At 46.0% G+C, this 12,953-nt stretch carries 12 protein-coding genes and 1 pseudogene; 7 read left to right on the top strand and 6 right to left on the bottom strand.

Annotation, left to right across the window (positions count from 1 at the left end):
• Window positions 1–90: 90 nt before the first annotated feature.
• Together H740_RS11895 and H740_RS04160 are read right to left on the bottom strand one after the other, a co-directional pair.
• On the bottom strand, window positions 91–429 hold the full coding sequence (locus H740_RS11895) for a hypothetical protein (protein ID WP_002951649.1): 339 nt from the start codon (window positions 427–429) through the stop codon (window positions 91–93).
• Window positions 430–639: 210 nt separating this feature from the next.
• Window positions 640–1,170, bottom strand: coding sequence for a hypothetical protein (locus H740_RS04160; RefSeq protein ID WP_002951647.1), 531 nt, complete (start codon window positions 1,168–1,170; stop codon window positions 640–642).
• 151 nt (window positions 1,171–1,321) lie between these two features.
• On the opposite strand from H740_RS04160, the gene H740_RS04155 reads away from it, so the two are divergent.
• The 3 genes from H740_RS04155 (at window position 1,322) to H740_RS11675 (ending at window position 4,425) form a co-directional block, all read left to right on the top strand.
• Window positions 1,322–3,568: a nitric-oxide reductase large subunit gene (locus H740_RS04155; RefSeq protein ID WP_002951644.1), complete on the top strand. Its 2,247-nt coding sequence runs from the start codon at window positions 1,322–1,324 to the stop codon at window positions 3,566–3,568.
• 76 nt (window positions 3,569–3,644) lie between these two features.
• The gene (locus H740_RS04150; RefSeq protein WP_002951641.1) at window positions 3,645–4,190 is read left to right on the top strand and encodes a DUF1523 family protein; all 546 of its coding nucleotides are present in this window, start codon (window positions 3,645–3,647) and stop codon (window positions 4,188–4,190) included.
• A 97-nt stretch (window positions 4,191–4,287) separates the two neighbouring features.
• Complete coding sequence (locus H740_RS11675; RefSeq protein ID WP_156318393.1) at window positions 4,288–4,425, top strand: hypothetical protein; 138 nt, start codon at window positions 4,288–4,290, stop codon at window positions 4,423–4,425.
• Window positions 4,426–4,491: 66 nt separating this feature from the next.
• Here the strand turns inward: H740_RS11675 and H740_RS04145 are convergent, their stop codons facing one another.
• The 3 genes from H740_RS04145 to H740_RS04135 are packed head-to-tail and all read right to left on the bottom strand — an operon-like array spanning window position 4,492 to window position 8,571.
• Window positions 4,492–6,927: an EAL domain-containing protein gene (locus tag H740_RS04145; RefSeq protein WP_002951637.1), complete on the bottom strand. Its 2,436-nt coding sequence runs from the start codon at window positions 6,925–6,927 to the stop codon at window positions 4,492–4,494.
• Window positions 6,924–7,808: a cytochrome-c peroxidase gene (locus tag H740_RS04140; RefSeq protein ID WP_002951636.1), complete on the bottom strand. Its 885-nt coding sequence runs from the start codon at window positions 7,806–7,808 to the stop codon at window positions 6,924–6,926. Before H740_RS04140 ends, H740_RS04145 begins: the two co-directional genes overlap by 4 nt.
• 43 nt (window positions 7,809–7,851) lie before the next feature.
• On the bottom strand, window positions 7,852–8,571 hold the full coding sequence (locus H740_RS04135) for a class I SAM-dependent methyltransferase (RefSeq protein ID WP_002951635.1): 720 nt from the start codon (window positions 8,569–8,571) through the stop codon (window positions 7,852–7,854).
• Window positions 8,572–8,622: 51 nt separating this feature from the next.
• Between H740_RS04135 and H740_RS04130 the strand changes: the two genes are divergently transcribed.
• Window positions 8,623–9,018, top strand: a complete 396-nt coding sequence (locus H740_RS04130) for an acyl-CoA thioesterase (RefSeq protein ID WP_002951634.1) — start codon at window positions 8,623–8,625, stop codon at window positions 9,016–9,018.
• Between the two features lie 141 nt (window positions 9,019–9,159).
• Here H740_RS04130 and H740_RS04125 read toward each other — a convergent pair whose 3' ends face one another.
• On the bottom strand, window positions 9,160–9,534 hold the full coding sequence (locus H740_RS04125; RefSeq protein WP_002951633.1) for a Fur family transcriptional regulator: 375 nt from the start codon (window positions 9,532–9,534) through the stop codon (window positions 9,160–9,162).
• Window positions 9,535–9,646: 112 nt separating this feature from the next.
• Here H740_RS04125 and H740_RS04120 point away from each other — a divergent pair, with 112 nt between their 5' ends.
• The 3 genes and pseudogenes from H740_RS04120 to H740_RS04110 all read left to right on the top strand — a co-directional run bounded on the left by H740_RS04120 (window position 9,647) and on the right by H740_RS04110 (window position 12,884).
• On the top strand, window positions 9,647–10,567 hold the full coding sequence (locus H740_RS04120) for a metal ABC transporter solute-binding protein, Zn/Mn family (RefSeq protein ID WP_002951632.1): 921 nt from the start codon (window positions 9,647–9,649) through the stop codon (window positions 10,565–10,567).
• On the top strand, window positions 10,568–12,133 hold the full coding sequence (locus H740_RS04115) for a nickel/cobalt transporter (RefSeq protein WP_002951631.1): 1,566 nt from the start codon (window positions 10,568–10,570) through the stop codon (window positions 12,131–12,133).
• Window positions 12,130–12,884 (top strand): annotated as a pseudogene (locus H740_RS04110) (metal ABC transporter ATP-binding protein). The gene H740_RS04115 and the pseudogene H740_RS04110 overlap by 4 nt, the downstream one beginning before the upstream one ends.
• The last annotated feature ends 69 nt before the right edge of the window (window positions 12,885–12,953 follow it).

The following is a 12,953-nucleotide window of genomic DNA, read 5'->3' as shown; positions in this document are numbered from 1 at the left end:
TTAAATTTGATCCGAATTTATATCGCTTAACTAAAAAACCAAATCTTAAAGGCCAAATTTGGGTGGTTTTATCAGTGCACAAATTTAACGCTAAACCGTCTCCCAAAATCTCGGTTTCGTTTTTATCACATCCCTATTTTTCTCGTGCAAAATTTGCAAAAACTCTTTAAAATTTGGCGTAAAAATCGAAGCGGCGGGTGCAAATTTATACTCGCTCGTGCCGTCTTTCTCAAACTCGTCCGCAAAACAAATCCGCCAAATTCTAGCGCTATTTATCCATATTTTCGTACTCTCAAGCGCTGTAATTTGCTCAAATTTATACCTAGACGCAAGTTCCTGCCCTCTAAAAACATAGATGTAATTTTGATCAAACCAAAGGCTTTCACGCGAGATGAAAAACCGCTCCAACCAAAGCAAAAACGGCCGCACGGAAAGTCTTTTTATCGCGCTTGATTCGCTTGTTTCGCCTATTACAGCGAGCTGACGGGGGCTGAGCTTGCTGGGATTGCGCCAAAATATAGTCCAAATAATCCCGCCAAAAAGTAAAACGTTAAAAGTTATGATTAAAATTGCGGTTATTTTTAAAATTTGAGCCCTTTCAAAAATGTAAATTTAGCTTCCGCCTCGCTCGCGCCGAGCTCATGCTGCTTTTATGCCGCCGTTAAATTTAGCGCCTTTAAATTTGAGTTCGCCGCAAAATCTCTTGCCAAATTTTGCCTCGACTATGAGAACTAGCACGAAAAATATCTTTTCGTCGTTTAAAAAGGCGATTTGGCGCAGGGTTTGATTTACGCCATTAAATTTGACGCCGTTTTCGCGCAATGTACGGCAAAACTCGGCCTCGTCAAAGCCTAGTTTTTGCGAGATCTCAGCGATCGTATATGGCTCGAGCGATGCGATGATGCGGTCCATGTTGCACATGCTCGGGTTTTTGCGGCGAGTGACGACGTCGATGAATTCATTTGCGAGTTTGATGAGCTTTTTCTTGCGATTTATCACGTGCAAAACGGCCGCGAGCGCGACTAAAAAGCCCGCAAATTTATGCGCGCCCATCCAAAATTCGCCATACTCTCCGAGCGCGAAATTTACCCCCGAAAACGCGAGCAGACAAAGCCCCAAAATCAGCGTGCAAATGAGACAAAATTTATAAACAATCTCGAATTTAAGCATAAAATCCCCCAAAATATATTTTCGTAATTATACATTTTTTAATATAAGGCATATTTTAAGGACAAATTTAGTCCTTTTATTGATATACATCATTTTTGTGCAAATTTATTTTGGATAAACTTTATACGAATTTTTCAAAAGGAGACAAAGTATGCGTGAATACAAGAAGTATTGGTGGGCGCTGGTAGCAGTCGTTACTATCGCCTTCGGGATACTGGGTTACTACGGCGTAGAGGTTTACCGCGAAGCGCCGCCGGTGGTGAGTTTTGCCGATAAAAACGGCAAAATCGTAGTCGAGAAAGAGCAAATTTACAAAGGTCAGGAAGCCTGGCAAAGCATCGGCGGTATGCAGGTGGGCTCGGTGTGGGGACACGGAGCGTATCAGGCGCCTGACTGGACGGCTGATTGGCTACATAAAGAGCTAGTCGCGTTTATGGATATAAAGGCAAATCAGCTTTACGGAGCTAAATTTGACGCCCTGAGCGCCGAGCAACAAGCCAACATCAAGGCTCTAACCAAGAGCGAATACCGCACGAATACGCTAAAAAACGGCGTTATAACGATCAGCGACGAGAGGATCGCCGCAGCAAAGGTAGTGCGAGACGAGTATAACGGGCTTTTCGGTAATGACCCAAAATACCAAAAACTACGCGAAAACTACGCGATGAAAAACAATACGCTGGCAAAAGAGGAAAACCGCGAGCAGCTAAATGATTTCTTCTTCTGGGCGACCTGGGCTACGGCGACGAATCGCCCAAATAGCGAGGCTACGTACACGAACAATTGGCCGCACGAGCCGCTAATCGACAACGTTCCGACGAAAGAAAACGTATTTTGGACGATTATCAGCGTTACGATTTTAGTCGCTGGCATTGGCTTACTAGTTTGGTTTTCAAATTTCTACGGAGAAAAAGATCACGAAAGGCTCACTCCTATCGACGCCGATCCGCTCTCAAGACTAAATTTGACCCCGTCTCAAAAGGCGCTTGGCAAATACCTTTTTGTCGCACTTGCGCTTTTTGTTTTCCAGATTATGATAGGCGGCTTTGTGGCGCACTATACGGTCGAGGGGCAGGAGTTTTACGGCATAAATTTATCCCAGTACATCCCGTACTCTTTGGCGCGCACTTGGCACATCCAGGCGAGTATTTTCTGGATCGCGACGGGCTTTTTGGCGGCAGGACTTTTCCTAGCGCCTATTATCAACGGCGGCAAGGATCCTAAATTTCAAAAACTGGGCGTGGATCTGCTTTTTTACGCGCTACTTTTCCTAGTCGTGGGTAGCTTTATCGGCGAATACATGGCGATAGCGGGCAAGATGGATACTAGCCTGAGCTTCTGGCTTGGTCACCAAGGATACGAGTATATCGAGCTTGGCAGGGTTTGGCAGCTTATTTTGTTTGTCGGTCTTGTTATCTGGATGGCTCTCGTGCTTCGCGGATTTGTCGGCGGGTTTAAGGCTGATGGCGATAAAAACCTACTAGCTATATTTACGGCTTCTGCTATCGCGGTGGGACTTTTCTACGGCGCGGGGCTATTTTACGGACAAAGAAGCCCGCTGCCGGTGATGGAATACTGGCGCTGGTGGGTCGTTCACCTTTGGGTTGAGGGCTTTTTCGAGGTATTTGCGACCGCTTCGCTTGCGTTCGTGTTTGCATCTTTGGGCTTAGTTGGCAAAAAATTTGCGACCTATTCAACTCTAGCGAGCGCGAGCTTATTTCTTATCGGCGGAATTCCTGGCACCTTCCACCACCTTTATTTTGCGGGAACGACCACTCCGATCATGGCTGTGGGCGCTAGCTTTTCCGCGCTTGAGGTCGTGCCTTTGGTGCTTCTTGGAGCCGAGGCCTTTCATCAGTATTCGCTTCAGTTTGCGCAAAGCTGGGCAAAAAACCTCAAATGGCCGCTTTACTGCTTTATCGCGGTTGCGTTTTGGAATATGCTGGGCGCGGGCGTGTTTGGTTTCCTTATCACCCCGCCGCTATTTTTGTTCTACATCCAGGGTCTAAACACCACTTCGGTGCACGGACACGCGGCGCTGTTTGGCGTTTACGGATTTTTGGCGCTAGGTTTTGTTTGGCTCGTGGCGCTTTATCTTTTCAAAGGGCAAGAATTTAACGACAAGCTGATGAAAGTTGGCTTTTGGTCGCTAAATGCGGGGCTAATGCTGATGATCGTAGCGTCGCTGCTTCCGATCGGTCTTTATCAAGCCGTCGCTGCGATAGATGTGGGCATGTGGTACGCTAGAAGCGCGGAGTTCTTACAAATGGATCACTTGCAAAATTTACGCTGGCTAAGGATGATCGGCGATACGATCTTCATCATCGGTGGCGTTTGCTTCTTTATCCAGATTCTTAAATTTATCGCGGGAAGCTGCGGCTGCAAGGCTAAAGCCTAATCCTTCTAAGCCCCTGCTTTAGGGGCTTAGCTTCTTCTAAACTTCTATCTTGTAAAATTCGCCCCAAAGGACGAAAATGCAAAAATTTAAAAAATACCTTCAAATTTTCATCATTAGCTTTCTGCTAGCTCTGCACGCTATGGCGGTCACGGCGATAAACTACGCTTCCCCGCACTACGACGAGGCGATAATCACGGGCGGCGAGGTCAAACGCATGGACAAAGACGGCTTTATCGACGCGCAAAATCCCGCCGACGGCCCGACGCGCGATGTGTACTTCGTCTACACGCGGGAGCTAAACGGCACGAAGGTGATGCCGTATCGCAACGAAGACACGGGCTGGGGCTTGCCGCTTTATTTTAAATTTAACTCTGCCGACGTCCAAGCCGCAGCCCAGAGTCTAGTGGGCGAAGGCAGGGCGCAGATCAAATACTACGGCTGGCGCATCGCGATGTTTGATATGTTTAGAAACGCAGTTTCGGTTAAAAAGCTAAAAGAGGGCGAGACCCGCACAAATCCTATTTTTAGCTATATCTTTTACGCTTTGACGGCGGTTTCGTTTGTAGTTTGCGCCGTTTTTGTTAGAAGGAAATTTAAAGACGAGCCAAGCTCAAATTTATAATCCAAGCTAAATTTGAAGCCGCTTTTTAATGGCTTACTCAAATTTGACTCTGCGAGGGCGGCAAATTTGACATAAAACTTGAGGCCAAAGGATATGCGTGAGCGAGCTATACATCTTTATTTCCGAGCTTTGCGCTCTGATAAACGAAAATTTAAAAAAGAATTTCTATTTTCAGATGGGTTTGTTTTTAGCTATCATTTTGCTTGGATTTTTGGCGGTTTGGATGCAGGAGTAGTCAAATTTGAGCGGACAAATTTGACTAAGACGAGCTAAATTTAGCGGCTCAAAGCCACCGCGCGTTTTACTCCTCGATATTGCTCGGCGAGGTCGGTTTGCCTAGCAAAAATCCTTGCGCGTATTTGATGCCAAATTTCTTTATCTCGGCGAGGATTTCCTCTGAGCTAACAAACTCCGCCACGACGTTGTAGCCCTGTCTTCCGGCAAAGTCGATGATAGTTTGCAGCAGATAGCGCGCGTTTTTGTCGTACGGTAGCTTTTTGATGATCGAGCCGTCGATCTTGATCGTGTCGATATCAAGCTCCAAGATGCGGTAGTAGTTTGAGTAGCCGCTACCGAAATCATCGATCGAAATTTTGCAGTCGTAGGCACGGATCCTGTTGATAAAATCATTTACGATCTTATAGTCATCCACGCCCTCGCTCTCTAGTATCTCAAAATACACGTGCTCTGGTTTTGAGCAGACGCGTAGCTTTTTCTCGATGAGCTCTCTTATGCTCTCGTTTGCGATGTCGCTGCTGGAAAGATTCATCGAAAAGCTCGTGTTTGTAAACTTCTCCACGAGCCTAAACACGTGCTCGACGACTTTTTTGGTTATCTCGTTATAAAGCGAAATTTTCTTTGCTATATCCAAAAACTCGCCAGGATATAGGATCTTGCCGCTTTCATCGATGATGCGCACGAGAACTTCGTAGTATTTGACCCCGGCCTCTTCGCCAGATACGTCGTAAATAGGCTGGCACTCGACGATCACGGTATCGTTATATATGGCGTTTTCGATGGTGCGCGACATGATTTGGTTGTGGTAGTACTGCTGTTCGATGTGGCTGTTTTCGGTGTAAAACTGTACTGTTTCGCCTTTTTGCTTAGCTTCGTGGTGAGCTAGCATGGCTTGGGTTAGGCGGTTTGTTTGCGGAGTGTCTTGAGGCAAGCTAACGCCGATGGTTATTTTGATATTTGGGATAAACTCCCTTGTTCCCTCGACCGTGATATAGAGGCTATTTGCCTTAAAATAATCCATAAATTTACGCACGGCCCACTCCGTATCGTCGCCGCCGTACCAGATGCAAAACTCGTCAAACTGCACTCTGTAAATGTCCGCGTCCATCTTATAAGTATCGATGCAAAGCTGAAGCGTCTCGGCAAATGATGCAATGATGGCATCCACGGTCTTGGTCTTGTAAAAAAATCTAAAATCCATAAAGTTGTTGATGTTTATATAGATCAACATACCGCCGGCGCCCAACTCCGTTCTTTGCGTCAGAGCGAAATAACTACCCATCCCCGTTAGCTTGTCTTTTAGCGCCTCGTTTTGCAACTCTTTGTTTTTATTTTCGAGCTCTTTGGTCATCGCTAGCTCTTTGGTTTTGTCGTATTTGATCGACATATAGCCGTCTTTATCGCCGCTTTCGTTAAAAAGCGGAGAGAAAATAACCTGCTCATGGATGAGAGCGCCACTTTTTGTTTTGCTAACTAGCTCATCGGCTCGCCAAATTTGATTGGATTCTATCGTTTTTAGCATATCTTGATAAAATTCGTGCGGATGATAGTGGGATTTGATGATATTTATATTTTTGCCTTTGAGCTCTTCAAATTTATATCCGAAATTTCGCTCGAAAATCTTATTTACGTATTTTACTTTTCTATCCAGATCGGTAAAAGTTATTGCGTTAAAACTATTATCGACGGCTTGCTCGAAGCGAGTTAGAAGCCTGATGTGCTTCTTTGCCCTAACGTAAGAGATATAGACAAATAGCGACGCAAGCGCAAATAGTATGAACACCAGCACCATCGTACCGCGTAAATTTGACGTGACTTTTTGTATATAGCGCTCGTTGCTTTCTTTTAGACCAGATAGTTTTTTGTAAATTCCAAGCGAAACTATCTCGTGATAAAGCTCCTGCGCCTGCTCGTAGTAGCCAAGCAGCCTTTGCGTACCCGCCAAAAATCCGGCGTCGTTTTTAGTTAGTTTTGGGTTCTTTAAATACTCGTTTAAAAGCTTTCTAGGCGCTTTTAGGTCAGCATTTAAGTCGTATCTAAATATCAAAATTTGCGGCATCAACTCTTTAAAATAAAATCCGTCCAAAGCCTCAAATTTTAAAATCATCTCGCTATAAACGAGTTTTGCCATTGCGGTTACGGAGTTAAATTTATCCGTTAGCTCGACTCTTTTTTCAACCGCCTCTTCTAGCTCGGTAAATATTTTTTTGTTTAACGCGAGTTTTTCAAAGGATATTAGATTGCTCGAATCAAGCTTTTTTAGACCCTTTTTAAACTCCGCCGTATAGCGCATGATCTCGTCGTAGTCGGCCTCCAAAAAACTTTTTTCGAGTAAGAAATTCGCCTCGTCGTTAGCATCCATTACGCTTTCTATCGTGCCTTTCCACTCATAGGCGGTTACTAGGTCTTTGGTAGCCTTATAGGTCATCACGGTACCGAAAAATACGATACAAACGATAGTAAAAAATAAAATTTTATGAAAGATTATCTTGTGTCTCATTTTAAAATTTCCGGTTTTTCGCCGCTTAAAGTCAGCAAAAATTTATAGAGCTCGTGCGTCTGCTCCTCGCTTAGATCGTAGTTTAAAAGCATTTTGCCGACGTCTTTAATCGTGTCTTTTAGATCCATAACCTCGCCGCTATAAAAGTACGGCGCGGTTTTTTCGATGTTTCGCAGGCTAGGCACTTTGTAGCGGCCGGTTTTGTTGCCATCTGCGTGAAACCTTAGCTCGTAGTAGAGGTTTGCGCCCATATTTGCACCGCTGTGGCAGTTTATACAGCCGATTTTTTTAAATAGCTCAAATCCGCGCTTTTCCTCATCGTCAAAAACACTCTCGTCACCGCCGATAAATTTATCAAATTTGGCGTTTGGCGTGACGAGGACTTTTTCAAAATTTACCAGCACGTCGACGATATTTTCAAAGCTCACCCCGTTTTTGTAAAGCTCTTCAAATTTTTTCCTATAAACGGAGTTTTGATTTACCTTTTGGATTAAAAATTTCGGCTCGCTACCAAGCTCATTTTTACTCGTTAGGCTCTGTCTGACCTGCTCGGTTATATCCTTAACCTCGCCGTTTTTAAAAAATATAAAATTTAATGCCGAGTTTAGCGCGGTAGGCGGACTAATCTCCTCGTCGGCGGAGATTTTTACGTTTTTTTTACTCGTACCGCTTAAATCCCAGTAAAGATTGTGGCATCTCTCGCAAGATAGCGTGCCGCTCGGACTTATTGACGCATCAAAAAACAGTTCCTTGCCTAGTCTGGCTTTTTGTTCGTCAAATTTGGGTTGGGCAACTGGAGATAAAACGTGCGAAGCGGCAAAAGCCTGAACGCAAAAAAAATATAAAACGCACGAAAATATCTGCAAAAACGCTCGCGGCAACTAAAATCCTTTTTAAATTTTAAATAAATATCGCGATTATATCTTAAAAAACTAAAAGCTTCATTGAAGAGACGATTTTTTCCGTCACGAAGCCGTCCTGTGCGATGCTTTCTAGCCGCGATCTGACCGCATTTTCATCGTGCGTAAAATTTGCGATTTGTAAATGCCAAAGCGCATTTTGCGTCATCTCTTCAAGCGTGCGTTTTTGCTCGCGAGACTCCTCGAGCACGCAGGAGTTAAAAGCGATATTTTCGCGGCGCAAGTACTCTTCGAAAAAATTTGCCTTTTCTTTAAAGCACCCTCTCTGCGAGCCTTCGTAAAAAAGCTCCAAAACGCTTGAATACCGCGGTTTGTTCCACCAAAGATAGACCCTTTTTTCGCCCAAATTTATAAATTTGACAAAATCCTCTTCGTCCGCGATCGCGGGGCTCATCGTGCTAAAAGCCACGTCGTAAACACGGTTTGGATTAAAGTTTTTAAAATCGCTTTGAACGGCGGTCAAATTTGAAATATTAAATTTTGCCGCGTCTTCGAGCATGACTTTTAGCATCTCGCCTGAGATATCCATGCCCGTTATATCGCGGCAAATTTGCGCCAAAAACAGCGTATGCACGCCCGTGCCGCAGCCTATATCAACGACGCTTTTGCCCTCAAATTTGACGCCAAACTCGGTGATCTTAGCGTAAAGCCCTCTATGAAAAACGCTAGGTTCGCCCGTAAATCGCGGATAGCTCGCCGCCTTTTTGTCCCACATCTCTTTCATTTTGTTTGCCTTTAAATTTTTGCTACAATTTTAGCGTTTTTAGGAGCGAAAATGAAAATTTTTTATTACGAATTTACAGTGGGCGAGGACGCCATCGACGTGAATCATCATGCAAACAACGCTCACTACGTCATCTGGATGCAAGAAGCGGCCAACGCGCACTCAAACGCCGTTGGCGACCTCATCGAGACAAATCTCGCGCAAAACCGCACGTGGATGGTGCGCAGGCACGAGATAGACTATCTGGGGCAGCTGTTTTTGGGCGATAAAGTGCGCGTGAAAACCTGGACGCAGCCTGAAAAAAGAAGCTGCTCGAAGCGTTTTTACGAGTTTAGCAAAGATGGCGTATCTGTCGCTAGCGCGGTGACGACTTACGTGTTTTTTGATCTTGCGCGCGGTCGTCCGATCGCGATACCCCCGGAGATCGCAAAGCTTTACGAGGATTAGTTTTATAGTGCCCGCGTCAAATTTGAGTTTTTAAATTTGACTAAGCAAATTTAGCAGACTGCGTTTTTACAAATTTGCGGTGAAAATCGCTCGGCAAGCGGATTTAAGCTGCAAATTTACTGTCAAATTTGAGCGTAAATTTTAAAAACACTCGTCGCAAACACCCTTAACCACGACGCTTTTGACGTGATTTTGTTTTAAGCGCGGCATGTCGATGTTTGTCATCTTGTGGCAGACGTCGCAGACGAAATACGCCTTTGCTCCGCTTTCAAGCTCGTAGAAATTCTTGCGGTTATTTTCGCTTTTTAGCACGATGCCCTTAGCTTCAAAAAGGTCCATACAGCGGTAAAACGTGGTTTTGTTTGCATCGATTTGGGCTAAAATTTCATCATAGCTAAGCGGTGCGGCGGCGGCGTGTAAGATGTGTAAGATCTCGAGTCTAAGCGGAGTGATTTTGATATCATTTTTCGTTAAAAGCTCCTCAAAACCGGCTTTTTCTTCCAAATTTTCGCCCATACCTTTCCTCCGCGTTAAGAATTTTAGGGTATTATACCTTGAGAAAAATTAATTTGCAACTAAGTTGCTTTTGATATAATTTCGCCCAAATTTTAACACGGAAAGGATAAAAATGAGAAAAATTTTCGCGTTTTTATGTTTGGGCTTAGTCGCGCTATACGCCAAAGGACAAGTTAGCGTCAGTATTTTGCCGCAGCAGTATTTTGTGAAGCAAATCGCGGGCGACGCGGTCGAGGTAAACGTCATGGTAGGCAAGGGAGCCGATCCGCACACGTACGAACCAAAGCCAAAACAGATGACCGCGCTTGAAAAAAGCGACCTATATTTTGCTATCGGGATCGAGTTTGAGGAGGCTTGGCTGCCGAAATTTCAAAAATCTTATCCAAACCTTAAAATCGTAAAAACCGACGCGGGCGTGGAAAAGATCAAATTTGAAGGACACCACGAGCACGCAGATCACGACCATGACGCCAAGCACGAACACGCTCACCACGAGCATAAACACGAGCATGCAGGTCATGACCACCACGATCACGAACACCACCACGGCGAATTTGACGCGCACATCTGGCTAGATCCCGTTTTGGTAAAAGTCCAAGCTAAAAATATCGCCGCCGCGCTAAGCGAAAAATACCCTGAAAACAAGGCGCTTTTTGAGGCGAATTTGGCTAAATTTGAAGCCCAGCTTGACGAGCTTGACGGCTTTATTAAAAATACTCTAGCAAACGTCAAAAACCGCGAATTTATAGTCTATCACCCGTCTTGGGGCTACTTTGCCAAACGTTACGATCTAGAGCAAATCGCGATCGAAGTGGATGGCAAAGAACCAAAACCGGCCGAGCTAAAAGAGCTCATCGAGGAGGCTAAAGAGCACGGCGTGAAGGTCATTTTCGTCGCTCCGCAGTTTTCTAAAAAAGCCGCGCAAACCATCGCTAAAGAAAGCGGCGCTAGCGTCGTAGAGATCGATCAACTGCCGTTAGATTGGGACGCCGAGCTACGCAAAACGGCGCAAATTTTCGCAAAGAGCCTGTAAATGAAATTTGGACGCATACTCGCTATTTTCGCGCTTTTTGCGTCCTTTTTTAGCTTCGCGCACGCCTGCGCCCTGTGCTCGCTTTACCCCCCGCCCGCGCACGCCTCGGTCAAATTTGACGTTCAGGGCGATATGATAAAAACAGCCGCCGTAACCTGGACGTTTTCTGAAAATTTCACCGAACTCACGCTACAAAGCTACGACGAAAACGCCGATAAAGCGCTTAGCAAAAACGAAGCGTGGAAGGTGCAAAAATCCCTGCTCGACTACATCGTACCGCGCGGGTATCTAACGAGCGTGGGCTACTACGACGGCGCCGGCGAGACCGTAAATTTGCACACCAAAACGCTATCGCAGCGGGTTTATCTGGATGAGGGCAGGCTAAATTTCGAGTATATTTTAGAGCTAAATTTAGCGGTCAAGGACGGCCGCGTCGTCACGGTCGAGGTTTTTGACCACGAGGGATTTTTTAACTTTAAAATAAGCTCGCCCGACCCCTACGCGCTCACCGATAAAATTTATCTAGTACCAAACGTAAATTTGAGCACGGCGTTTTTTGAAATGACTTCAAAAGCGCCCAAAATAGAGCCTGCAAAGCCCGAGCTTAGCTCGCTGGTTAAGGCGCAAAATAAGCAAAATTTAGAACAAATAGACGCGGCAGATAAGGCTAAATTTGACTCGGTTTCAGGCATGAGCCTTCAGTTTTTGGAGCGATTAAAAGAGCTCATCAAGATAAATAGCGCCGAGCTAAACGCGCTAAATTTCGCCCTACTAGCCGCAGTTAGCTTCTTTTACGGCTTTTTGCATGCCGCTGGCCCTGGGCATGCTAAGATGCTAACGGCTAGCTACTTCGTCGCAAACGGCGGCAGCTACTCGCGCGCTCTAGTTTTTGCGATGAAAGTCGGGTTCGCGCACGTGGCGGGGGCGGTTTTTCTCGTGCTTTTTTGCTACGTTTTTTTTAACGCGTTTTTGACGGACAAGGTCAGCGACATAGCGGGCGCAATGACGAAAATATCGGCCGTAGCGATCGTTTGCGTGAGCCTTTATATGATCTACGCCAAGCTTAAAAAAACGGCGCTAAAGCCTAAATTTAGCTTTGCCATCGCGTCCGTTTCGGACGAAAAAGGCGCAAATGGGGCGAGTAAAATTTTTAGCTCAAATTTAAACTCCGCGTCAAATTTGAGCGTAAAATCGGTCAAATTTAGCCCCGCTGTCCACGAAAGCGAGTGCGGCTGCGCAGCCTGTAGGGCCTCTAGTGAGGCGCCAAAGACCGCTAGCGAGTGGCTCGTGGTGCTGGCTGGCTCTCTCGTGCCATGTCCGGGTACGCTGCTGGGTTTCGTGCTGGCTTTTAGCCTAAACAGCTACGCGGCCGGGCTTGCTAGCGGCCTGTTTATGGGGCTTGGCATGGGTGCGGTGATATTTCTAGCAGCCGTTTGCGGCTTTAAACTAAAGGGCGCGATGAGATTTCGCGCGCTGCGGACTTGCTGCGAGTTTGCCGCGCTTTTGGTGATGCTGGGGCTTGGCGTTTTTATGTTTTATATTTCGGGTAAGGTGAGCGTTTTATGAGCGACATTTCGGTGCGAAATTTGAGCTTTGGCTACGATGAAAACCTCGTGTTTGACGGTATAAATTTAGAATACGACTGCAAAGATTTTCTAGCTATCATCGGCCCAAACGGCGGGGGCAAAAGTAAGCTTTTAAAACTGATGCTAGGTCTAAACAAGCCAAGCGGCGGGACGATCGAGGTGTTTGGCCAGGAGCCCGCTAGCGTGAGCAAGGCCGTGGGCTACGTCCCGCAAAATATCCCGATAAATCAGAGCTTCCCGATGCGCGTGCTCGAGGTCGTGTTGATGGGGCGGATAGATAAAAAGCTGTTTGGATTTTATGGCAAGGACGACAAAAAAGAAGCCGAGGCGGCGCTGGAGCGCGTCGGCATGGGCGAATTTACGCGGCGAAAGATCGGCGATCTAAGCGGCGGACAGCGCCAACGCGTCTATATCGCGCGCGCGCTTTGTGCAAAGGCAAAGATTTTGATGCTGACGAACCAACCGCCAGTATCGATACGAAGGGTCAAGCCGATGTTTATAGGCTGCTAAAACAGATAAACGAGGACGGCACGGGCGTTGTGCTCATCAGCCACGACGTAAATTTGACGCTAAATTTCGCTACCAAGGTCGCCTACGTCAATCACGATCTTTTCATGCACGAGATCTCGCACGGCTCTAAGCAGGATTTTATCGAGCATTTGGCGAGCGAGCATAGGCATTTTTGCGATGTGGAGGTGGCGCTCAAGGAGTGCGGCTGCGGACGTCACTAAATTTGGCGGCGGCTTGTCTTTTTCCTTTATACTTCGTTAGAAATTTCGCCGAAGCTCGGTTACATACTA

Origin of the sequence: Campylobacter showae CC57C (genome assembly GCF_000344295.2) — a bacterium.
Classification (GTDB): Bacteria; Campylobacterota; Campylobacteria; order Campylobacterales; family Campylobacteraceae; genus Campylobacter_A; species Campylobacter_A showae_B.
The sequence above is the reverse complement of the archived record's forward strand: the minus strand, read 5'-3'. Positions and strand labels throughout refer to the sequence as shown.